Genomic DNA, 21,805 nt, shown 5'->3' on the forward strand with positions numbered 1-21,805 from the left:
AAAGCGCATGTTTACACTGCTGGTCGATTTCGCGGACAAGATCTCGGTCTTCAATGTCTTCCGCTACATCACGTTCCGCACCGGCGGGGCGTTGATCACCTCGGCGCTGATCGTCTTCATCTTCGGGCCGACGATCATCAATTCGCTGAGGCTCAGGCAAGGCAAGGGTCAGCCGATCCGCGCCGATGGTCCGCAGACCCATTTCAAGAAGGCCGGCACGCCGACCATGGGCGGGCTGATGATCCTGTCTGGCATCATCGGTTCATCGCTTTTGTGGGCGAACCTGTCGAGCATCTATGTCTGGGTGGTGCTGCTGGTGACGCTGGGCTTCGGCTCGATCGGCTTCTACGACGATTACCTGAAGGTGACCAAGCAGTCGCATCTGGGCTTCTCCGGCAAGGCGCGGCTGGCGCTTGAATTCGTCATCGCCGGCATCGCCGCCTGGGCGATCATGCACAATGGCCAGGCGCCGTTCTCGTCGTCGCTGACATTCCCCTTCGCCAAGGAATTCATCATCAATCTCGGCTGGTTCTTCATTCCGTTCTCCTGCTTTGTCATTGTCGGCGCCGGCAATGCGGTGAACCTGACCGACGGCCTCGACGGGCTGGCGATCGTGCCGATCATGATCGCGGCGGCGTCCTTCGGCGTCATCGCCTACCTCTCCGGCAACGCGGTGTTCGCCGAATATCTGCAGATCCATTTCGTGCCCGGCACCGGCGAACTGGCTGTCGTGCTGGGCTCCGTCATCGGCGCTGGCCTCGGCTTCCTCTGGTTCAACGCGCCGCCGGCGGCGATCTTCATGGGCGACACCGGTTCGCTGGCCATGGGCGGCCTGATCGGCACGGTGGCGGTCGCCACCAAGCACGAGATCGTGCTGGTCATTGTCGGTGGCCTGTTCGTGGTCGAAATCCTGTCGGTCATCATCCAGGTCGGCTACTTCAAGATGACCGGCAAGCGGGTGTTCCTGATGGCGCCGATCCACCATCATTTCGAAAAACTAGGCTGGACCGAAAGCCAGGTGGTGATCCGCTTCTGGATCATCGCCGTCATCCTGGCGCTGGTCGGCCTGTCCACCCTGAAGCTCAGATAGGAAACCTCCTTGATTCCCGCCGCATCCTTCGCAGGCAAGCACGTTTCGCTCTTCGGGCTCGGTGGCTCGGGGATCGCGACCGCGCGAGCGCTGATCGAGGGCGGTGCGCAGGTGCTGGCCTGGGATGACAATCCCGACAGCGTCGCCAAGGCGGCCGCCACCGGTATTGCGACTGCCGATCTGCGCGGTGCCGACTGGGCAAAATTCTCGGCCTTCGTGCTGTCGCCCGGCGTGCCGCTGACGCATCCCAAGCCGCACTGGACGGTGGAGCTGGCGCGCGGCGCCGGCGTCGAGGTGATCGGCGACATCGAACTGTTCTGCCGCGAGCGGACACTTAGTGCGCCGACAGCGCCCTTCATCGGGATAACCGGCACCAATGGCAAGTCGACGACCACGGCGCTGACGGCGCATATCCTCAAATCGGCGGGCCGCGACACACAGATGGGCGGCAATATCGGCCGCGCGGTGATGACGCTCGATCCGCCGACGCCCGATCGCCACTATGTCGTCGAATGCTCGTCCTACCAGATCGACCTTGCGCCTTCGATCAACCCGACGGCCGGCATCCTGCTCAATCTGACGCCCGACCATCTCGACCGCCACGGCACCATGCAGCACTACGCCTCGATCAAGGAGCGGCTGGTGGCCGGCAGCGAGACGGCGATTATCGGCATCGACGATTCCTGGTGCGCGCAGATCGCCGAGCGGCTGGAGCGGGCAGGGCGGCAGGTCATCCGCATTTCCAAACGGCTGCCGCTGACCGACGGCTATTTCGCCGATGGCACCAATCTGATGGAGGCCGTGCATGGCCGCTACAGCCGGGTCGCCTTCCTTGAAGGTATCGGCTCGCTGCGCGGCCAGCACAATGCGCAGAACGCGCTTGCCGCGGTCACGGCCTGCCTGAGGGTCGGGCTCGACCTCGGCGAGATCCAGTCGGGGCTGGAAAGTTTCCCCGGTCTTGCGCATCGCATGGAGCAGGTCGGCCGCAAGGACCATGTGCTGTTCGTCAACGATTCCAAAGCGACCAATGCCGATGCGGCGGCACCTGCGCTGTCGAGCTTCAACCGCATCTACTGGATCGCCGGCGGCCTGCCCAAGGAAGGCGGCATCGAGCCGCTTCGCGGCTTCTTCCCGCGCATTGCCAAGGCTTATCTGATCGGCGAGGCCGCCCCTGCCTTTTCGGCGACGCTGGGCGAGGCGGTGCCTTACGAGATCTCGGGCACGCTGGCCGCGGCGGTCGAACACGCCGCGCATGACGCGGCCAAGGACGACAGCGGCGAGGTGGTGGTGCTGTTGTCGCCGGCCTGCGCCAGTTTCGACCAGTTCAAGAATTTCGAAGTTCGCGGCGAAGCCTTCAGGCAAGCTGCGAATGCTATCGAGGGTGTGAAACCCATCGGAGGGGCACGATAATGCAGAGCCGTCTCGACAAAAGTCCGGTTGCAACCTGGTGGTGGACGATCGATCGCTGGTTCCTGGCGGCGTTCCTATCGCTGATGGGGCTCGGCATCATCTTGTCCTTCGCCGCCAGCCCGGCGGTGGCCGAACGCATCGGCCTCGACAGTTTCCACTTCGCCACCAGGCAGATCATCTTCACCGTGCCGGCGCTCGGCGTGATGCTGGCGGTGTCCTTCCTCGATTCCAGGCAGATCCGGCGCATGTCGCTGATCATGCTGTGCCTGATGCTGGTGCTGATGGTGGCGGTGCTCTACATCGGCGTCGAGGTGAAGGGCGCGCGGCGCTGGGTCTCGCTTGCCGGCCTGTCAATCCAGCCCTCGGAATTCCTGAAGCCGGCCTTCGTCATCATGTGCGCCTGGCTGTTTGCCGAGCACAAGCGTCAGCCCGATATTCCGGGCAATCTGTTCGCCATGCTGCTCCTGGTGCTGGTCGTGTCGCTGCTGGTGGCGCAGCCGGACCTTGGCCAGACCATGCTGACGACCGGCACCTGGGGCATCATGTTCTTCATGGCGGGGCTGCCCTGGCTGTGGATCATCGTGCTGGGCGCCGCCGGCGTCGGCGGTGTCTTCGCCGCCTATACGGTGTTTCCGCACGTTGCCCTGCGCATCGACAAGTTCCTCACCGGCGAAGGCGACACGTTCCAGGTCGACATGGGGCGCGACGCGCTGATCAATGGCGGCTGGTTCGGCGTCGGGCCGGGCGAGGGCACGGTCAAGCGGGTCATCCCCGACAGCCATGCCGATTTCGTGTTCTCGGTCGCGGGCGAGGAGTTCGGGCTGATCATGTGCTTCTTCATCATGTCGATCTTCGCCTTCATCGTGCTGCGCGGCCTCAACACGGCGCTGAAGGAACATGACGATTTCACCCGCTATGCGGTCGGCGGCCTCGTCACCGTGTTCGGCCTGCAGGCCGTCATCAACATGTGCGTCAACCTGCAACTGGTGCCGGCGAAAGGCATGACTCTGCCCTTCATCTCCTATGGCGGCTCCTCGCAGATCGCCATTGCTATCTCGATGGGCATGGTGCTGGCACTGACGCGCAAGCGGCCGGAAAAACGCAAGCAGATGGGCTTCACGCTGCCGCAGCGCGCCATGCCGGCGGAGTGACATGGCGAGGGGTGTCATCCTTCTTGCGGCGGGCGGAACCGGCGGACATCTGTTTCCAGCCGAGGCGCTGGCGCATGAGCTGATCGAGCGCGGCTGGGCCGTGCATCTGGCGACCGACGACCGCGCCGAGCGGTTTGCCGGCCATTTTCCTGCCGCGGCTATCCATCCCATCCAGTCGGCGACGATGGGCTCGAAAAATCCAATTGCCGTGCTTGGCGCCTTCTGGAAGATCTGGCGCGGCGTGCGCCAGGCCTCCGCCATTATCGGCAGGATCAAGCCTGATGCGGTGGTCGGCTTCGGTGGCTATCCGACCTTGCCGCCGCTCTATGCGGCGACACGGCGCAAGGTGCCGACGCTGATCCATGAGCAGAACGCGGTGATGGGGCGCGCCAACCGGGCGCTGGCCCGCCGCGTGGACGCCATTGCCGGCGGCTTCCTGCCGCAGGATACGAGCGCCACCGGTGAGAAGACGGTAACGACAGGCAATCCGGTCAGGCCGGCTGTGCTGGAAGCGGCCAAGACGCCCTATGCGGCATCGAGTGGAGAAGATCCGTTCCGCCTGCTGGTGTTCGGCGGCAGCCAGGGCGCCCAGTTCTTTTCCGATGCCGTGCCGGGGGCCATCGCGATGCTTTCCGATGCCCAGCGCAAACGGCTGGTCATTACCCAACAAGCGCGCGCGGATGACGTGGCGCGGGTGAAGGCGGCCTATGCCGCCCTTGGCGTTGCCGTCGAGGTCTCGCCTTTCTTCACTGACATGGCGGCGCGCCTCGCGGCGGCGCATCTGGTGATCTCGCGCTCCGGCGCCTCGACCGTCTCGGAGATCGCAGTCATCGGTCGGCCGGCGCTGCTGGTGCCCTATCCCTATGCGCTCGACCACGACCAGGCGGCGAATGCGGCCGCCCTTGCCGCAGCCGGCGGCGGCGAAGTGCATCTGCAATCCTCACTGTCGCCGGAGAGCATTGCCGGCCTCATTGGCGGGCTGATGGATAATCCCGAGCGGCTGGCGGCGATGGCGGCGGGCGCGAAATCGGCCGGCAGGCCGGACGCCGCACGGTTGCTCGCCGATCTCACAGAGGCTATTGCGTCCAAAAAAACCGTTTCGGATTTCAGGAAGGGGACGCAAGCATGAAGATGCCGCAGACCATCGGCCTTGTGCATTTCATCGGTATTGGCGGCATCGGCATGAGCGGCATTGCCGAGGTGCTGCACAATCTCGGCTACAAGGTGCAAGGGTCCGACCAGGCTGACAGCGCCAACGTGCAGCGGCTGCGCGACAAGGGCATCGAATGCTTCGTCGGCCACAAGGCTGAAAACCTTGGTGGCGCCGAGGTGGTGGTCGTCTCGACGGCGATCAAGAAAACCAATCCGGAGCTGAAGGCCGCGCGTGAAAAGCTGCTGCCGATCGTGCGCCGCGCCGAGATGCTGGCCGAGTTGATGCGCTTCCGCCAGGCGGTGGCGATCGGCGGCACGCATGGCAAGACGACGACGACCTCGATGGTGGCGACGCTGCTCGAAGCCGGCGGGCTCGATCCGACCGTCATCAATGGCGGCATCATCAATGCCTATGGCACCAATGCCCGCATGGGCGATGGCGAATGGATGGTGGTCGAGGCCGACGAGAGCGACGGCACCTTCCTCAAGCTGCCCGCAGAGATCGCCGTGGTCACCAACATCGATCCCGAGCATCTCGACCATTATGGCAGCTTCGACAAGGTGCGCGAGGCATTCCGCCAGTTCGTCGAGAACGTGCCGTTCTATGGCTTCGGCGTGATGTGCACCGATCATCCGGAAGTGCAGGCGCTGGTCAGCCGCATCGAGGATCGCCGTGTGATCACCTATGGCGAGAACGCGCAGGCCGATGTGCGCTTCACCAACCACCGCATGGAGGGTGCGACATCCGAATTCGACGTGGTGATCCGCGACCGCAAGACAGGTAGCCAGAAGACGATCGCCGATCTGCGTCTGCCGATGCCCGGCCGCCACAATGTCTCCAACGCCACCGCCGCGATCGCGGTCGCGCATGAGCTCGGACTGTCCGCCGAGGCGATCAAGAAGGGCCTGTCGTCCTTCGCCGGCGTCAAGCGCCGCTTCACTCACACAGGTTCGTGGAACGGCGTCGACGTGTTCGATGACTATGGCCATCATCCGGTGGAAATCTCGGCGGTGCTGAAGGCGGCGCGCAGTGCCACCAAGGGCCGCGTGATCGCCATTGCCCAGCCGCACCGCTTCACCCGTCTGCACGATCTGTTCAACGAATTCTCCGCCTGCTTCAACGACGCCGACACGGTGATGGTGGCGCCGGTCTACGCTGCTGGCGAAGACCCGATCGACGGTGTCACGTCGGACGAACTGGTGTCGCGCATTCGCGCCGGCGGCCATCGCGATGCGCGCTACATTGAAGGGCCGGCGGCAATCGCACCGATCATTCGCGACTTGGCCAAACCCGGCGATTTCGTCGTCTTCCTCGGCGCCGGCAACATCACCCAGTGGGCCTATGCTCTGCCCAAGGAGCTTGCCGCCTCATGATGCACGGCCAGGCCCTGATCGACAAACTCGGCGACCGGCTTGCCGGCCTGCGCGGCCGTCTCACGCCGAATGCCGAGATGGACAAGATAACCTGGTTCCGCGCCGGTGGCCTGGCTGAAGCCCTGTTCCAGCCGGCGGACGAGGAGGACCTTGCCGCCTTCCTGCGGGCGGTTCCCGAAGAGATCCCCCTGACGATCGTCGGTGTCGGTTCGAACCTTCTGGTCCGCGACGGCGGCATTCCGGGCTTCGTAATCAGGCTTTCGGCAAAAGGTTTTGGCGAGGCCGAAGTCGTTTCGCCGATCAGGATCAAGGCGGGTGCCGCGACGCCCGACAAGCGTGTCGCGGCTTTGGCGCTGGAAGCCGGCATTGGCGGCTTCCATTTCTACCACGGTATTCCGGGCGCTATTGGCGGTGCGCTCAGGATGAACGCCGGCGCCAATGGCGTCGAGACGCGCGAGCGCGTCGTCGAGGTGAGGGCCCTTGACCGCAAGGGCAATGTCCGCACGTTGAGCAATGCCGAGATGGGTTACGCCTATCGTCATTCGGCCGCACCAGCCGGACTGATCTTCACCTCCGCCGTGTTCGAAGGCTATGCCGAGGACAAGGCCACGATCAAGGCGGCGATGGATGCGGTGCAGAATCACCGCGAGACTGTGCAGCCGATCCGCGAGAAGACCGGCGGCTCGACCTTCAAGAATCCCGAAGGCACGTCGGCCTGGAAGGAGATCGACAAGGCGGGCTGCCGCGGCCTGATGATCGGTGGCGCGCAGATGTCGCCGATGCACTGCAACTTCATGATCAACACCGGAACGGCAACTGGCTACGACCTCGAATATCTCGGCGAGACGGTGCGCGCGCGCGTGCTCGAACATTCCGGCATCCGGCTGCACTGGGAGATCAAGCGCATCGGCAATTTCCGGCCCGGCCATGCCGTGCAGGAGTTTCTTGGACAGTTGCTGTAGCGCGTGATTAAGTTCACGTAACGGATGAACTTCAACGCGCTCTCAAAACGCGCGAAACCGTTGCTCCAAAGACTCAGCCAAGCGGTTTTCGCAGGCATTTTCTCACAAAGTGAATCTCTCGGAATCATAAGCACTTGCCAGTGAATCAACTCTCTGATTCTCTGCCCTAAAGCGTTTCCTGATTTGAGTTGTTCGACGCGTTACCCGCGTTTTCCGTCTGGGGGGCAACCTGCCGGGAGACTTCGGACTCAATGTTGCGGAAAATCTTGGTTTTTGGTCCGCCGTGAGAGGGGATGACGGGGAATGAAAAGCAAGCATGTGGCCGTCCTGCTGGGTGGTTTTTCGTCCGAGCGGCCCGTGTCTCTTTCTTCGGGAAAGGCCTGTGCCGATGAGCTCGAGAAGGAAGGCTATCAAGTCACCCGCGTGGATGTCGGTCGCGACGTCGGGTCCGTGCTTACCGAGCTTAAGCCCGACGTCGCCTTCAATGCGCTGCATGGCCCGTTCGGCGAGGACGGCACCATCCAGGGCATCCTCGAATATCTCGGCATTCCCTATACCCATTCCGGCGTGCTCGCCTCGGCGCTCGCCATGAACAAGGAGCAGGCGAAGAAGATCGTCAAATCGGTCGGCGTTCCCGTCGCCGAATCGAAAGTGACCAACCGCTTCGCCATCCAGAACAAGCACCCGATGAAGCCGCCCTATGTGATCAAGCCGGTCAATGAGGGGTCGAGCTTCGGCGTCGTCATCGTCTCCGAGGGCCAGTCGCATCCGCCGCAGGTCGTCGGGTCGTCCGAGTGGAAATATGGCGATACCGTCATGGTCGAGCGCTACATCCATGGGCGCGAGTTGACCTGCGCCGTCATGGGCGATGTGGCGCTGGGCGTCTGCGAGATCATCCCGACGGGCCATTCCTTCTACGATTACGATTTAAAATATGTCGCGGGCGGGTCAAAACACGAATGCCCCGCAAAAGTTTCATCAAATATTTACCAAAAAATACAGACACTGGCGCTCAAGGCTCATCAAGCTGTCGGCTGTCGGGGCGTTTCCCGGTCGGACTTCCGTTATGACGATCGTCACTCCGAAAATGGCGAGGTTGTATGGCTCGAGGTCAACACCCAACCGGGTATGACGCCGACGTCTCTGGTGCCTGAAATCGCCGCCCATTCCGGGCACTCGTTTGGCGAATTGTTGAGTTGGATGGTGGAGGACGCTTCGTGTCTGCGTTGAAATGGGGACAAGGCAAGGGGAAGGGCGCGGCTGGTCCGTCGCTGTTCGGCCTGCCGTTGTCATCAGGCCATTTCGTGCTGCCGCGCGTGCTTCGCCGCCCGGTGCGCATCCTGGCGCGCCTGGGCGATGGCGACTTCGAGGCGCCGCGCTTTTCCGCTGCGATCATGTCGGCGGTGCTGCTTGCTTCGAGCGGCGCCTATGGTGCCTATCTCGGCGGTCATGCCGATGGCATCGTTCAAAGTATTACCGCCCGTACGGGTTTTGCCGTTGATCAGGTCAAGGTGGTTGGCAACCGGCAGACCTCCGAGATCGACATTCTGGACAGGCTCGAGCTCGACGGTTGGACGTCGCTGATTGGTTTCGACGCAGAGGCCGCGCGCGAGCGCATCTCCGGCCTGCCGTGGATCGAGGTGGCGGCGGTGCGCAAGGTCTATCCGCACACGCTGGAAGTGCGCGTCGAGGAGCGCGACGCCTTCGCGCTCTGGCAGCAGGGCAATGATCTCTCGGTCATCGAGAAGGATGGCGCTGTCATCGCGCCTTTCTCGGGTGGCAAGCAGGTGCTGTTGCCGCTGCTGATCGGCGACGGCGCGCCGGCCAAGGCGCCGGACTTCCTGGCCAAGATCGAAAAATATCCTGATCTCGCCAGCCGGGTCAAAGGCTATATCCGCGTTGGCGATCGGCGCTGGGACCTGAAGCTGGACAACGGCATCACCGTCAAGCTGCCCGAGGACGACGAGGATCAGGCGCTCGCCGAACTCGTCAAGATGGACAAGGACAAGGGGCTGCTGTCGCGCGATATCGCCGCTGTCGACATGCGCCTGACAGACCGCCTGGTCGTGGAACTGACGCCCGAGGCGGCGACGCAGCGCGAGGCCGCTCTCAACGAGAAACCGAAGACCCTCAAGCGCAAGCCGGAGACGAAGATATGAGCTGGCTTGGCGGTTCTGGCGATGCCGCGTCGCGCCGGTCCGGCACTTTGACGGTGCTGGACGTTGGCTCGAACAAGGTTTGCTGCATGGTGGCGAAGCTGAAGCCGAACGATGACGGCAAGCTTCTGCGCGGCCGCTCGCACCGCATCCAGGTGATCGGTATCGGCCATCAGAAGTCGCAGGGCGTGAAATCGGGCGTCGTCGTCGATCTCGACCGCGCCGAACATGCCATCCGGCTGTCCGTCGACGCCGCCGAGCGCATGGCGGGGCTGACGGTCGATTCGCTCATCGTCAACATGACCGCCGGCCGGCTGAAGAGCGAAAGCTTCTCGGCGACCATCAATCTCGGCGGCCACGAGGCCGACGAGGCCGACATCAAGCGCGTGCTCGGCGCCGGCGCAAAGCAGGCCCTGAAGGCCGAGCGCGAGGTCATCCATTCGCTGCCCGTCGGGTTCTCACTAGATGCCGAGCGCGGCGTTCGCGATCCGCGCGGCATGGTCGGCGACGCGCTCGGCGTCGACATGCATGTGCTGACCGGTGACGCGGCCCCGATGCGCAATCTGGAGCTTTCCATCAATCGCTCGCATCTGTCGGTCGAGCGCATGGTGGCGACGCCCTATGCCAGCGGGCTTGCGGCCCTGGTCGACGACGAATTGGAAATGGGCGCTGCCTGCATCGACATGGGCGGCGGCACGACGACCATTTCGGTGTTTTCGGAAGGCAAGTTCGTCCATGGCGACGCCATCGCCATTGGCGGCAACCATGTCACGCTTGATATGGCCAAGGGGCTTTCGACCTCGCTCGACGCTGCTGAGCGGCTCAAGGTCATGCATGGTTCGGCGCTGCCGGGCAGCGCCGACGATCGCGACCTGGTTTCGATCCAGCCGATCGGCGACGATGGCGACGTGCCATTGCAAATTCCGCGTTCGGTTATGACACGCATCGTGCGCGCCCGCATCGACGAGACGCTCGAACTGCTGCGCGACCGGCTGAACAAGTCCGGTTACGGCAATGCGGTCGGCAAGCGCGTGGTGTTGACCGGTGGCGCCAGCCAGCTGGCCGGTCTGCCGGAGGCAGCGCGCCGGATCCTGGGACGCAATGTGCGCATCGGCCGCCCGCTTGGCGTGGCGGGCCTGCCCGAAGCGGCGAAGGGGCCGGCCTTCTCGGCCGCCGTCGGACTTTTGATCTATCCGCAGATGGCGAATTTCGAGAGCCATCCGGCGAAAGGCATTTCCGGGCTCAGAATGACCGGAACGGGTGGAAAACTGCATCGCATGAGTCAGTGGTTGAGAGACAGTTTCTAATTGACGGGGACAGCCCCATAGGCGGCCGCGGCGGCGAAGCGGCGTGAAAGGCAAAGGACGGAGACAATGACCATCAATCTGCAGAAGCCGGACATCACCGAGCTTAAGCCGCGCATCACCGTGTTCGGTGTCGGCGGCGGCGGCGGCAATGCCGTGAACAACATGATCACCGCCGGTCTGCGCGGTGTCGAGTTCGTCGTGGCCAACACCGACGCGCAGGCGCTGACCATGTCGAAGGCCGGTCGGCTGATCCAGCTTGGCGCGCATGTCACCGAGGGGCTCGGTGCCGGATCGCAGCCGGAAGTCGGCCGCGCCGCCGCTGAAGAATGCATCGACGAGATACTCGACCATCTCACCAACACCCATATGTGCTTCGTCACCGCCGGCATGGGCGGCGGCACCGGTACGGGTGCCGCTCCGGTGGTTGCCCGTGCAGCCCGCGAGAAGGGCATCCTCACCGTCGGCGTCGTCACCAAGCCGTTCCATTTCGAAGGCCAGCGCCGCATGAAGACTGCGGACATGGGCATCGAGGAACTGCAGAAATGCGTCGACACGCTGATCGTCATCCCCAACCAGAACCTGTTCCGGTTGGCCAATGACAAGACCACCTTCGCCGATGCCTTTGCCATGGCCGACCAGGTGCTTTATTCCGGCGTCGCCTGCATTACCGACCTGATGGTCAAGGAAGGCCTGATCAACCTCGACTTCGCCGACGTGCGTTCGGTGATGCGCGAGATGGGTAAGGCGATGATGGGCACCGGCGAGGCTTCGGGCGAGGGCCGCGCGATGGCCGCAGCGGAAGCCGCCATCGCCAACCCGCTGCTCGACGAGACCTCGATGAAGGGCGCCAAGGGCCTGCTGATCTCGATCACCGGCGGTCGCGACCTGACCCTGTTCGAAGTCGACGAAGCGGCGACCCGCATCCGCGAGGAAGTCGACCAGGACGCCAACATCATCCTGGGTGCTACGTTCGACGAAGAGCTCGAAGGGGTCATCCGCGTCTCCGTGGTTGCCACCGGCATCGACAAGACCGCGGCTGAAATCGCGTCCGCGCCGATCTCGATCCGTACGGCTCCACCCAAGCAGGCCACCCGTCCGGCCGTTGCCCCGGTGGAAAGCCGACAGGCGCCGGTGCAGCAGGCAGTGTATGAGCCGCGTGCCGTCGATCCGGTCGCCGAGGCCATCCAGCTTGCTGAAGCCAATGCCGCGGCAATGGCGCAGGTTCGCCCGGCTCCGGTCGCGCATGCGGACGATTTCCGCCCGCAGAGCAAGATCTTCCAGGCGCCGCCTGCACAGCCGCAGCCAATGCCGCAGCCGGTCGTCCAGCAGATGATGCAGCCGGCCCCGCAGCCGCGCGAAATGCTGCGTGAGGTCCAGCAGCCGGTGGCGATGGCACCGCAGCGAATGCCGCGTGTCGAGGACTTTCCGCCGGTCGTCAAGGCCGAGGTGGATGCCAAGAGCCGTCCGCATGACCACGAGAACAGCGGTCCGATGGGCCTGCTGAAGCGCCTGACCAACGGCCTGACCCGCCGCGAGGAAGAGCCGGCACGGCTCCAGCCCGCGCAGCCGCGTGAACCCAAGCTGCGCCAGGCCGCACCCGAAGTGCGTCGTCTCGCCAGCCAGGACGCACAGCTTTATGCGCCGCGCCGTGGCCAGCTGGATGACCAGGGCCGCCTGACGCCGCAGACCAGGGCGACTCAGGACGACGATCAGCTGGAGATTCCGGCGTTCCTGCGCCGCCAGGCCAACTGAGCGGTTTACGGATCGTAACAATTGTTAACAGGTAAGCAAGGAATTGCTTGCCTGTTAACGTTTTAAATGGTGCAAAATCAAACGGTTATGATGCCGTACCTGTTCCAGCTCGCGGTTACAAAGAGTAAGAAACCGTGATTTGGAGTCTCCCTGCCGGAACATTATCTTCGCTGCCTACCATAGTCGGTCTGCCGGGATTTCGGGGAAGTGGCCCTGCCTGCCGATTTAACAAGAGCCGCGCCCTCGGGCTGGAGAAGCGGACTTAGGCATTCGGGCTTATGGGGTTTGTCTTGCACGACTACCAGACGACAGTGAAGACGCGCGCGTCGCTTACGGGCACCGGCGTCCACAGTGGCAAAGAAGTCTCTATCAGTTTCGTGCCCGCGGATGCCGATACCGGCATCGTGTTCCAGCTTGTCAATGGAGACGGGCAGGGCCGCGAGTTCCGAGCCCTGTTTTCCGAAATCGGCGCCACTGATCTGTGCACCATGCTTGGTGATCCCTCGGGTGAGCACATCGCCACCGTCGAGCACATCATGGCCGCGCTGTTCGGGCTCGGTATCGACAATGTTCTCATCGAGGTTGACGGCCACGAGGTTCCGATCCTCGACGGCAGCGCCATGGCCTTCGTGGAAGCCATCGACCAGGCGGGCATCGAGAAATTGCCGATCAAGCGGCGCTACATCAGGGTCGTCAAGCCGGTTCGCATCGAGAACGGTGCGTCCTGGGCGGAGTTCAGACCCTATGACGGCACACGTTTCGAGGTGGAGATCGACTTTGAAAGCCCGGCGATCGGACGTCAGCTGTTTGCCTCCGACCTCAATGCCGATATTTTCCGCCGCGACATCGCGCGGGCCCGCACCTTCGGCTTTATGAAGGATGTGGAGCGGCTGTGGGCCGCCGGCTATGCGCTGGGATCGTCGCTTGAGAACTCGCTGGTGATCGGCGACGACAACCGCGTCATCAACATGGGCGGCTTGCGTTATCCCAATGAATTCGTGCGCCACAAGACACTCGACGCCATGGGTGATCTGGCGCTGGCCGGAGCCCGCTTCATCGGCTGTTTCCGCTCCTATCGCGGCGGCCACAGGCTGAACGCAGCGGCGCTGCGGCGCCTGCTGTCGGACCGTACGGCTTTCGAGATCGTCGAGACGACACGCCGCGAGCGTGGCCGCGCGGCTGAGATGAGTGCCGTCAATGCGCCGCTCTACGCGCCCTGGATGATCTGAGTCCCGTAATTTTTTGGACCCTGTGGCGGGATGGCGGGTGTGGCAGGAATGCACCACCAACCGACGAAATCACAGCCATATTCCTACGCCGCTTCACCGCCACAAAAATGTGCGATTGCCCGGAGATAGCGTTGCCGGGCAAGGCGGTTATGGTTTATGGCTGCTGCCGTCGATTAGTGCATGTCGCTCAAAAGTGGGGACCAGTTTTGGGACAACAGCATGCAAGAGGCATTAAAATAACGCCGAAAGGGCGCAATCCAATCATGTTTTTCAAGCGAGTCGGTCAATCGAAGGCGCCCCAGCGGTCCGTTCTCCTGGCGCTGTCGTTGGTTGTTCCTTCGCTCTTCCTTTCTGCTTGCATGTCGTCGCCGGAGAAAGACATCGACCTGTCGAAGTATGTCGACCAGACGGAGCCGGGCGACGTGCTCTACAATCAGGCCCTGGCCAATTTGAACGCCGGACGCCTCGACGAAGCGAGCAAGAAGTTCGACGCCGTTGACCGCCAGCACCCCTATTCGGAATGGGCGCGTAAATCGATGGTGATGGGCGCGTTCACCGACTACCGGAAGGGCAGCTACGACGACGCGATCTCGGCGGCCAAGCGCTACCTGGCGCTTTATCCGTCGACGGACGACGCGCCCTATGCCCAGTACATTATCGGCCTGAGCTACTACAAGCAGATCAAGGACGTGACGCAGGATCAGAAGGAAGCACGCCAGACCGTGCAGACGATGCAGGAACTGGTTACGCGCTGGCCGACGTCGGAATATGTCGACGACGCCAAGGAGAAGATCCGCTTCGCCAACGACCAGCTCGCCGGCAAGGAAATGCAGATCGGCCGCTATTATCTGGAGCGCCGCGAATACATCGCCGCCGTCAAGCGCTTCCGCACCGTGGTGGAGAGTTATTCCAACACCCGCCATGTCGAGGAAGCGCTCGCCCGCCTCACCGAAAGCTACTACGCGCTGGGCCTGACTTCGGAAGCCCAGACGGCAGCAGCGGTGCTTGGCACCAATTATCCCGACAGCCCATGGTACAAGGATTCCTACAAGCTGCTGCAAAGCAATGGGCTGTCGCCGCGCGAAAATTCCGGATCGTGGATATCCAAGGCCGGCAAGCTGATCACCGGCGCCTGATCTCGGGCTGAAGCGCGCATGGCGCGCTTTTTCGGATTGATCCGATGCTGAAACAAAAAGATAGTGCGGCGCTGCGACTCCAATCGGTCGCGTGCCGCTCCACAGCGGTTCACTGGTTTGATTGAGCCGCTGAACCGTCCTATCTCGTTGTTGACGCAATTCCGGTCGGAAAACCGTTCACACTTTTCCTGGAATTGCTCTGGCTTTTTATTCTACGCAATTCCCATGGGAAAACCGTTACGCACTTTTCCTGGAATTGCCTGAGGTCCGGGTTCTGATGCTTTCCAGACTGTCGATCCGCGATATCGTCCTGATCGAGAAGCTGGATATCGACTTCCAGCCGGGCCTTTCCGTGCTGACCGGCGAAACCGGCGCTGGCAAATCCATCCTGCTCGATGCCCTGTCGCTGGCGCTCGGAGCGCGCGGCGACGCCTCGCTGGTGCGCCATGGCGCGGCGCAAGGTCAGGTCATTGCCGTGTTCGATGTGCCGCGCAACCATCCGGTGCGCGCGCTGCTCGCTGAAAACGCCATCGAGGATGACGGCGACATCATCCTGCGCCGCGTGCAGACCGCGGATGGCCGCACCCGCGTGTTCGTCAACGACCAGCCATCCAGCGTGACCCTGATGCGCGATGTCGGCCACGCACTTGTCGAGATCCATGGCCAGCATGATGAACGCGCTTTGGTCGATCCCGGTGCTCACCGCGACGTGCTCGATGCTTTCGGCGGCCATCTCGGCGCCGTCCGCTCGACGGGCGAAGCATGGCGGCACTGGCGCGCCTGCGAGCAGGAACTGACGCGCCACCGTGCCAAGGTGGCGGCGGCCGCGCGCGAGGCCGATTATCTACGCGCCGCGGTCACCGAACTGACCAAACTCGATCCCCAGCCCGGCGAGGAGACGGAACTGGCGGAACTGCGCGCCCACATGATGCGCGCCGAAAAGATCGCTTCCGAAATCCATGATGCGCAGGATGTGCTGTCCGGCCCGTCTTCACCCTTGCCGCAACTGGCCAGTTTGCTGAGGCGCCTGCAGCGCAAGGCAACGGAGGCGCCGGGCCTGCTCGAGGATGTCGTCAAGTCGCTGGACGAAGCGATGCTGTCGCTCGACGCGGCGCAGTCGGGCGTCGAGTCAGCACTTCGCGCCACCGAGTATGATCCGCAGCGGCTGGAGAAGGCGGAAGAGCGGCTGTTTTCGCTGCGCGCGGCGTCACGCAAGCACAGTGTCGCCGTCGACGATCTGGCGCAACTGCGCGACACGATGGTTGCTGATCTCGCCGATCTCGATGCCGGCGAGGGGCGCCTGCATGGGTTGGAAAAGCAGGCCGTCGCCGCGCGCGAGGCCTATGATAGCGGCGCCGTGCAGCTATCGTCACTTCGCCATGCGGCGGCGGTCGGCCTGACCAAGGCGGTGATGGCCGAACTGCCGGCGCTGAAGCTCGAACGCGCCGCTTTCATCGTTGAGATGAAGAGCGAGGCGGAAAACCGCATGGAAGAGGGCATCGACCAGATCGAGTTCTGGGTGCGCACCAATCCCGGCACGCGGCCCGGACCGATGATGAAGGTTGCATCCGGCGGCGAGCTGTCGCGCTTCCTGCTGGCGCTGAAGGTGGCGCTGGCCGACCGCGGCTCGGCGCCGACGCTGGTTTTCGACGAGATCGACACCGGCGTGGGTGGCGCCGTCGCCGACGCCATCGGCCAGAGGCTGGCGCGGCTGTCGAAGCGCGTGCAGGTGCTTTCGGTCACGCATGCGCCGCAGGTGGCGGCGCGCGCGGCAACGCATTTCCTGATCTCCAAATCGGGCGGCACCGACCGCGTGGCGACCGGCATCGCCGAGATGGACAGGACGGCTAGGCAGGAGGAGATCGCCCGCATGCTGGCCGGCGCCACCATCACCGACGAGGCACGCGCCGCCGCCGAGAGGCTGCTGCGTGAGAATACAAACGCGGCTTAAGACTGTCCGCGTCATCCCCGAGTCAGGATATGGCCCTAGTCAGGATATGGCTCCATGTTGCTGTTCGGGAATGATTTTCCCAAGGCCGCTCTCCCTTGCGAGAGAATCCTGATCTATTGTGACGCGCCACCGTTCGGGGGAGAAAAGCATGGCCGAAAAACCAGTCGATGTGCTCAGCGAAAGCGAAGCCGAAGCCGAGTTGAAGCGGCTGGCCGAAGAGATTGCCGGCCACGATGTGCGCTATCACACCGAAGACGCGCCAACGATCACCGACGCTGAATATGATGCGCTGCGGCGCCGCAACCTTGCGATAGAGGAGCGCTTTCCCGGCCTGGTGCGCGAGGATTCGCCATCGCGCAGGGTGGGTGCCGCGCCGGCGGATGGCTTTGCCAAGGTGCGCCATGCCGTGCCAATGCTCAGCCTCGCCAAGGCCTATACCGACGAGGATGTCACTGACTTCATCGAGCGCGGCAAGCGGTTCTTCGACCGCGACAAGGATCTCGATATCGCCTTCACGGCCGAACCGAAGATCGACGGGTTGTCGGCTTCGCTGCGCTACGAGAAGGGTGTGTTCGTGCAGGGCGCGACGCGCGGCGACGGTGCCGTCGGCGAGGATATCACCGCCAATCTCAGGACCATCGCCGATATCCCAGCGAAGCTGAAAGGCTCGGGCTGGCCCGAGACCATCGAGATACGCGGCGAGGTCTACATGACCTACGCCGAGTTCGAAGCGCTGAAGCAGCGCTCAGCCGCGGCCGGCGGCCAGGATTACGTCAATCCGCGCAACACGGCGGCGGGGTCGCTGCGCCAGAAGGACGCCTCCGTCACGGCCAGCCGCAATCTCAAATTCTTCGCCTATGCCTGGGGCTTCACCACAGCGGATCCTGCGCCGACCCAGTACGAATCGGTGCAAAAATTTGCTGATTGGGGGTTCAAGATCAGCCCCTTGATGGTGCGGGCGAAGTCGGTCGAGGAGCTAGTCGCACACTACCATCTGATCGAGGAGCAACGCTCGTCGCTTGGCTATGACATAGACGGCGTCGTCTACAAGGTAGACCAGCTGGAGCTGCAGCGCCGCTGGGGTTTCGTCACCGGCGAACCGCGCTGGGCGGTTGCGCATAAATTCCCGGCCGAACAGGCGATGACGACGGTCGAGAAGATCGACATCCAGGTCGGCCGCACGGGCACGCTGGCGCCGGTGGCACGGCTGGCGCCTGTCACCGTCGGCGGCGTGGTGGTCGAGAACGTCACGCTCCACAATGAAGACTATATCAAGGGTTTTGACAGCAACGGCTTGCCTATCCGCGACGGTATCGACGTGCGCATCGGCGACACGGTGGTGATCCAGCGGGCAGGCGACGTCATTCCGCAGATCGTCAGCGTCGTCATCGACAAGCGCCCGGCCAGTGCGGTGCCTTACGAGTTCCCGCATACCTGTCCGGTTTGCGGGTCGCCGGCGACGCGCGAGATCAACGAAAAAACCGGCAAGGAAGATTCCCGTCGTCGCTGCACCGGCGAGCTGATCTGCGCAGCACAAGCCGTGGAACGATTGCGCCATTTCGTTTCGCGCGGCGCGCTCGATATCGAGGGCCTCGGCGCCGAAAACATCGACACCTTCTTCAATGCCGGACTGATCAAGACAGCCGCCGATATCTTCACGCTCAGGGATCGTCGTCCGGCCGTGACCAAGGCACTGGCCGAGCGGCGCGAGGAGCAGGCCAGGCAGCGCGAGGCCGCATCCGGCAAGACGCGCAAGAATGTGCGCAGCGTCGAGGACCGCAACTATGAGGGGCTCGACAAGCTGTTTTCGGCAATCGATTCGCGCCGTGAGCCTGAACTCGATCGCTTCATCTTCGCGCTCGGCATCCGCCATATCGGCGAGACCACGGCCGCGGTGCTCGCCAAGACCTTCTCGACCATCGAGGAACTGATCCGCGTCGGCAAGGAGACAGCGGCCGCGGAAGATCCGCACACGGTCTTCCCGTCGGTCAACGGCATTGGCGACACGGTGATCGATGCGCTGCGCGACTTCTTCGGCAATGAACGCAATGACGACGTGCTTGAGAAGCTGCTCGGCGAGGTCAAGCCAAAGCCCTACATCGTCACCGTCTCGGCCGACAGCGAAGTCGCCGGCAAGACCATCGTCTTCACCGGTTCGCTGGAAAAGATGACGCGTTCCGAGGCCAAGGCGATGGCCGAGCGCCTCGGCGCCAAGGTCGCCGGTTCGGTTTCGGCCAAGACCGACCTGCTGGTCGCCGGGCCGGGTGCCGGCTCCAAGCTCAAGCTCGCCAGTGAACTCGGCGTCGAAGTCATCGACGAAGACACCTGGCTGCAGCGGGTCGGCAAGGCGTGATGGACGGCACGTTCAAAGGCTTTGGCCCAAAAGCCCTTCCGTTCCTGAAGGCGCTGGATTTCCACCAGAGCCGGGAATGGTTTTTGGAGAATCGCGATCTGTTCGAACAGGAATTGCGCGATCCCCTTGGCGATCTCGTCGACACGCTGACGCAACGGTTCGCGGAAGCAGGGCTCGGCCTGCGCGGTGACCGCAAGAAGTCGCTGTTCCGCATCAATCGCGATGTGCGCTTCGCCAAGGACAAGCGGCCCTACAACCGGCATGTCTCGGCGATCCTGTCGCCTGATGGCAGCAAGGCCGTGCAGGGCGTGTTCTACATTCATATCGGGCTAGAGGGATGCTTTGCCGGCGTCGCCTGGTGGCAGCCGGAAGCAGCATTGCTGCTGGCAATGCGGCGGGCCATCGAGACGTGGCCCGACAGGTTTCGCGCCATGGTGAAGGCGTTGAAGAAGAACGGCCTCAAGCTTGATGCCGAAGACGCCATGAAACGCACGCCGCGCGGCTTCGAGCACGTCACGGACGAGGAGCTTGTCGCTGCTATCCGCAACCGGCATTTTGTCGTTCGCCACGTCATCGATCCGGCTGGAATCCATGACGCGGCGCTGGTCGAGGAACTCGTCGATTTCACCTTGCGCGCCAAGCCGCTGCTCGATTGGGGCAGGGCGATCGAGGGCAAGGTGCCGGGCAATTAGTTTTCCGGCCCGTTGGGTATGACGGCTACATCCGCATCAGAAGACCGCCGTCGACGGCCAGTTCAATTCCGGTGATGTAGCTTGCCGCGTCGGAGAGCAGAAAGAGCGCGGCGTTGGCCATGTCCTGCGGCGTGCCGATGCGGCCGAGCGGCGTGTAGTCGGCGACGGCGGCGCGCTTCTCCTCGGTGTCCCAGCGGGCCTGCAAGGGGGTAAGCGCCATGCCCGGACAGATCGCATTCGAACGGATGCCCTCGCTCGCAAGCTGCATCGCCAGCGACTTCGAAAGCGCGCAGACGCCGGCCTTGGATGCCTGGTAGGCGTCCTGCGGTTTCGGATCACCCCGGTACCACTGGATCGTCGAGAAATGCACCATGGCCCCGCCGCGTCCGCCCGCGCGCATGACGGGAACGACGGAGCGCGCCGTGTGCACGAAGGATTTCAGATTGATGTTGAAGACCTGGTCCCAGACATCAAGGTCCATCTCCAGTGCCGATCTGTCGCGGCCGAACCAGAGCACGCCGGCGACATTGGCGAGATAGTCGATGCCGCCGCGTTCGCGGCCTGCCGTGCTCACGACCTGCTCGACAAAGGCAGCGTCGGTGAGATCGCCCTGTGCAAAGGTGAGCCTGTCTCCAAACTTGGAGAGCGAAGCCGGAACGGCCTTGACGTCGATGGCGGTAACCGACGCGCCGGCTTCGAGCAGCGCGAGCGCGATTGCTTCGCCCATGCCGCCGCCAGCGCCGGCGACGACCGCGTGCCTGCCGGTGAAATCGTAAACGATCATCTGCAACCTCTCTGTGCTTTCGTGCCCCAAGACATCAGTTTCGTTGATTTGCTGGCTCAAGCGAATTCGTCTGACTTTCCAACCGCTCGCTCCTACATATCAGCGCAACTTGGGAACGGGATATGTCTGCTGAGACCTTGACCGAAAATTCTTTGGCCAGCGATTTCTGGCAGGGTGTGCGGCTCTCCATGCCTGTCGTCGTGGCGTCGGCGCCGTTCGCGGTGCTGTTCGGCGCGCTCGCCGTCGACAATGGCTTCTCGGTTCTCGAAGCCTTCCTGATGAGCGCTCTGATCTATGGCGGCGCCAGCCAGATGGTCGGCATCCAGCTGTTCGGCCAGCACGTCGCGCCCTGGCTGATCGTGCTGTCGATCTTCGCCGTCAATTTCCGCCACGTGCTCTATTCCGCCGGCATCGGCCGGCGTATCGCGCACTGGCCTGTCATCCAGCAGGCACTTGGCTATTTCATCCTCACCGATCCGCAATTCGCGGTTGCGGAGGCGAGGGCGAACACCGGCCAGACGGTCGGCTTCGCCTGGTATCTGGGGCTCGGCCTGCCGGTCTACATATTCTGGGTGATCGAAAGCGCGCTTGGCGCGGTGTTCGGCAAGCTCATCCCCGACACGCATGCGCTGGGCATCGACTTCCTGCTGCCGATCTATTTTCTTGGCCTGGTCCTTGGCTTCCGCAAGCGGCCTTTGTGGCTGCCGGTGGTCCTTGCCAGCGCCGCTGCCTCCATCGTCGCCTATAAGACGGTGGGTTCGCCCTGGCATGTCTCGATCGGCGCCATCGCCGGCGTGCTGCTCGCCGTCATCCTGCCGCCGCATCATAGCGGCGTGGAGACAAGGCCATGAGCACGACATTCTGGATCATCATCGCCGGCGCGATCGCGACCTATCTGACGCGCATCGGTGGACACCTGGTGATCTCGCGCTTCGACAACATCCACCCGCGCGTCGAGGCCGGCCTCAATGCCGTGCCGGCGGCGGTGCTGACGACGCTGGTGGCGCCGGAACTGCTGAATGCGGGGCCAGCGGAATGGGCGGCGCTGGTGGTGACTGCGGTGGTGTCGCTGCGCGGCGGGCTGATGGCGATGTTCTTGGCCGGGGCAGCGGTGTTGATCGTGGCACGGCAGTTCGTCGGGTAGGGCGGGTCGATATTCAGGTGATGACGGCCTGCAAACGGCGGCTTCCTGCGCTTCCCCGTTCCACTGCGTCGCAGTGGAACTGAGCTCACGTACCCAAAAGTACGCTCCGCTCCGGTTCTCGGAATCCACCGTTTTCGGCTCGTCCTGACCTGAATCTCGGCC

18 protein-coding genes are annotated in these 21,805 nt (G+C 63.4%); 17 read left to right on the plus strand and 1 reads right to left on the minus strand.

Going from position 1 to position 21,805, the window contains the following annotated elements:
- Positions 1 to 7 precede the first annotated feature (7 nt).
- The 15 genes from mraY (at position 8) to ACZYHG_RS18960 (ending at position 19,715) form a co-directional block, all read left to right on the plus strand.
- Positions 8 to 1,090, plus strand: coding sequence for a phospho-N-acetylmuramoyl-pentapeptide-transferase (mraY, locus tag ACZYHG_RS18890; RefSeq protein ID WP_027029717.1), 1,083 nt, complete (start codon positions 8 to 10; stop codon positions 1,088 to 1,090).
- A gap of 9 nt (positions 1,091 to 1,099) precedes the next feature.
- Complete coding sequence (gene murD / locus ACZYHG_RS18895) at positions 1,100 to 2,500, plus strand: UDP-N-acetylmuramoyl-L-alanine--D-glutamate ligase (RefSeq protein WP_464609855.1); 1,401 nt, start codon at positions 1,100 to 1,102, stop codon at positions 2,498 to 2,500.
- Positions 2,500 to 3,651, plus strand: coding sequence for a putative lipid II flippase FtsW (gene ftsW, locus ACZYHG_RS18900; RefSeq protein ID WP_027029715.1), 1,152 nt, complete (start codon positions 2,500 to 2,502; stop codon positions 3,649 to 3,651). Before murD ends, ftsW begins: the two co-directional genes overlap by 1 nt.
- Position 3,652: 1 nt before the next feature.
- Positions 3,653 to 4,780, plus strand: a complete 1,128-nt coding sequence (gene murG / locus ACZYHG_RS18905; protein WP_464609856.1) for an undecaprenyldiphospho-muramoylpentapeptide beta-N-acetylglucosaminyltransferase — start codon at positions 3,653 to 3,655, stop codon at positions 4,778 to 4,780.
- Positions 4,777 to 6,177 carry a UDP-N-acetylmuramate--L-alanine ligase gene (gene murC / locus ACZYHG_RS18910; RefSeq protein WP_464609857.1) on the plus strand — a complete coding sequence of 467 codons (1,401 nt, stop codon included), beginning with the start codon at positions 4,777 to 4,779 and terminating at the stop codon, positions 6,175 to 6,177. Before murG ends, murC begins: the two co-directional genes overlap by 4 nt.
- Complete coding sequence (murB, locus tag ACZYHG_RS18915; protein ID WP_464609858.1) at positions 6,174 to 7,139, plus strand: UDP-N-acetylmuramate dehydrogenase; 966 nt, start codon at positions 6,174 to 6,176, stop codon at positions 7,137 to 7,139. Before murC ends, murB begins: the two co-directional genes overlap by 4 nt.
- Positions 7,140 to 7,442: 303 nt before the next feature.
- On the plus strand, positions 7,443 to 8,369 hold the full coding sequence (locus ACZYHG_RS18920; RefSeq protein ID WP_464609859.1) for a D-alanine--D-alanine ligase: 927 nt from the start codon (positions 7,443 to 7,445) through the stop codon (positions 8,367 to 8,369).
- Positions 8,357 to 9,298 carry a cell division protein FtsQ/DivIB gene (locus tag ACZYHG_RS18925; RefSeq protein WP_464609860.1) on the plus strand — a complete coding sequence of 314 codons (942 nt, stop codon included), beginning with the start codon at positions 8,357 to 8,359 and terminating at the stop codon, positions 9,296 to 9,298. Before ACZYHG_RS18920 ends, ACZYHG_RS18925 begins: the two co-directional genes overlap by 13 nt.
- Entirely contained in the window at positions 9,295 to 10,602 is a 1,308-nt protein-coding gene (gene ftsA, locus ACZYHG_RS18930) for a cell division protein FtsA (protein WP_464609861.1), read from the plus strand. The genes ACZYHG_RS18925 and ftsA overlap by 4 nt, the downstream gene beginning before the upstream one ends.
- A gap of 66 nt (positions 10,603 to 10,668) precedes the next feature.
- On the plus strand, positions 10,669 to 12,354 hold the full coding sequence (ftsZ, locus tag ACZYHG_RS18935; RefSeq protein ID WP_464609862.1) for a cell division protein FtsZ: 1,686 nt from the start codon (positions 10,669 to 10,671) through the stop codon (positions 12,352 to 12,354).
- 278 nt (positions 12,355 to 12,632) lie between these two features.
- Positions 12,633 to 13,583, plus strand: a complete 951-nt coding sequence (lpxC, locus tag ACZYHG_RS18940) for a UDP-3-O-acyl-N-acetylglucosamine deacetylase (RefSeq protein ID WP_027029706.1) — start codon at positions 12,633 to 12,635, stop codon at positions 13,581 to 13,583.
- Between the two features lie 263 nt (positions 13,584 to 13,846).
- On the plus strand, positions 13,847 to 14,719 hold the full coding sequence (locus tag ACZYHG_RS18945; protein ID WP_464609863.1) for an outer membrane protein assembly factor BamD: 873 nt from the start codon (positions 13,847 to 13,849) through the stop codon (positions 14,717 to 14,719).
- Between the two features lie 277 nt (positions 14,720 to 14,996).
- The gene (gene recN, locus ACZYHG_RS18950; protein ID WP_464609864.1) at positions 14,997 to 16,670 is read left to right on the plus strand and encodes a DNA repair protein RecN; all 1,674 of its coding nucleotides are present in this window, start codon (positions 14,997 to 14,999) and stop codon (positions 16,668 to 16,670) included.
- Positions 16,671 to 16,818: 148 nt separating this feature from the next.
- Positions 16,819 to 19,023 (plus strand): NAD-dependent DNA ligase LigA, encoded by a 2,205-nt coding sequence (ligA, locus tag ACZYHG_RS18955; RefSeq protein ID WP_464609865.1) that lies wholly within the window; start codon positions 16,819 to 16,821, stop codon positions 19,021 to 19,023.
- Complete coding sequence (locus ACZYHG_RS18960) at positions 19,023 to 19,715, plus strand: DUF2461 domain-containing protein (protein WP_464609866.1); 693 nt, start codon at positions 19,023 to 19,025, stop codon at positions 19,713 to 19,715. The genes ligA and ACZYHG_RS18960 overlap by 1 nt, the downstream gene beginning before the upstream one ends.
- Before the next feature lie 25 nt (positions 19,716 to 19,740).
- Here the strand turns inward: ACZYHG_RS18960 and ACZYHG_RS18965 are convergent, their stop codons facing one another.
- A complete protein-coding gene (locus ACZYHG_RS18965; protein WP_027057955.1) occupies positions 19,741 to 20,499 on the minus strand; it encodes an SDR family NAD(P)-dependent oxidoreductase in 759 nt (252 codons plus the stop codon).
- Positions 20,500 to 20,621: 122 nt separating this feature from the next.
- Here ACZYHG_RS18965 and ACZYHG_RS18970 point away from each other — a divergent pair, with 122 nt between their 5' ends.
- Both ACZYHG_RS18970 and ACZYHG_RS18975 read left to right on the plus strand, forming a co-directional pair.
- On the plus strand, positions 20,622 to 21,350 hold the full coding sequence (locus ACZYHG_RS18970; protein WP_027029700.1) for an AzlC family ABC transporter permease: 729 nt from the start codon (positions 20,622 to 20,624) through the stop codon (positions 21,348 to 21,350).
- Positions 21,347 to 21,643: an AzlD family protein gene (locus tag ACZYHG_RS18975; protein WP_464609867.1), complete on the plus strand. Its 297-nt coding sequence runs from the start codon at positions 21,347 to 21,349 to the stop codon at positions 21,641 to 21,643. The genes ACZYHG_RS18970 and ACZYHG_RS18975 overlap by 4 nt, the downstream gene beginning before the upstream one ends.
- Positions 21,644 to 21,805: the final 162 nt, after the last annotated feature.

The organism is Mesorhizobium subarcticum (assembly GCF_055456085.1).

What these genes read in the sequence shown, in the direction of transcription:
- mraY (WP_027029717.1), top strand. Translation starts at nt 8, where the DNA reads ATGTTTACACTGCTGGTCGATTTCGCGGACAAGATCTCGGTCTTCAAT.
- ftsW (WP_027029715.1), top strand. Translation starts at nt 2,500, where the DNA reads ATGCAGAGCCGTCTCGACAAAAGTCCGGTTGCAACCTGGTGGTGGACG.
- murG (WP_464609856.1), top strand. Translation starts at nt 3,653, where the DNA reads ATGGCGAGGGGTGTCATCCTTCTTGCGGCGGGCGGAACCGGCGGACAT.
- murC (WP_464609857.1), top strand. Translation starts at nt 4,777, where the DNA reads ATGAAGATGCCGCAGACCATCGGCCTTGTGCATTTCATCGGTATTGGC.
- murB (WP_464609858.1), top strand. Translation starts at nt 6,174, where the DNA reads ATGATGCACGGCCAGGCCCTGATCGACAAACTCGGCGACCGGCTTGCC.
- ACZYHG_RS18920 (WP_464609859.1), top strand. Translation starts at nt 7,443, where the DNA reads ATGAAAAGCAAGCATGTGGCCGTCCTGCTGGGTGGTTTTTCGTCCGAG.
- ftsA (WP_464609861.1), top strand. Translation starts at nt 9,295, where the DNA reads ATGAGCTGGCTTGGCGGTTCTGGCGATGCCGCGTCGCGCCGGTCCGGC.
- ftsZ (WP_464609862.1), top strand. Translation starts at nt 10,669, where the DNA reads ATGACCATCAATCTGCAGAAGCCGGACATCACCGAGCTTAAGCCGCGC.
- lpxC (WP_027029706.1), top strand. Translation starts at nt 12,633, where the DNA reads ATGGGGTTTGTCTTGCACGACTACCAGACGACAGTGAAGACGCGCGCG.
- ACZYHG_RS18945 (WP_464609863.1), top strand. Translation starts at nt 13,847, where the DNA reads ATGTTTTTCAAGCGAGTCGGTCAATCGAAGGCGCCCCAGCGGTCCGTT.
- recN (WP_464609864.1), top strand. Translation starts at nt 14,997, where the DNA reads ATGCTTTCCAGACTGTCGATCCGCGATATCGTCCTGATCGAGAAGCTG.
- ligA (WP_464609865.1), top strand. Translation starts at nt 16,819, where the DNA reads ATGGCCGAAAAACCAGTCGATGTGCTCAGCGAAAGCGAAGCCGAAGCC.
- ACZYHG_RS18960 (WP_464609866.1), top strand. Translation starts at nt 19,023, where the DNA reads ATGGACGGCACGTTCAAAGGCTTTGGCCCAAAAGCCCTTCCGTTCCTG.
- ACZYHG_RS18965 (WP_027057955.1), bottom strand. Translation starts at nt 20,499, where the DNA reads ATGATCGTTTACGATTTCACCGGCAGGCACGCGGTCGTCGCCGGCGCT.
- ACZYHG_RS18970 (WP_027029700.1), top strand. Translation starts at nt 20,622, where the DNA reads ATGTCTGCTGAGACCTTGACCGAAAATTCTTTGGCCAGCGATTTCTGG.
- ACZYHG_RS18975 (WP_464609867.1), top strand. Translation starts at nt 21,347, where the DNA reads ATGAGCACGACATTCTGGATCATCATCGCCGGCGCGATCGCGACCTAT.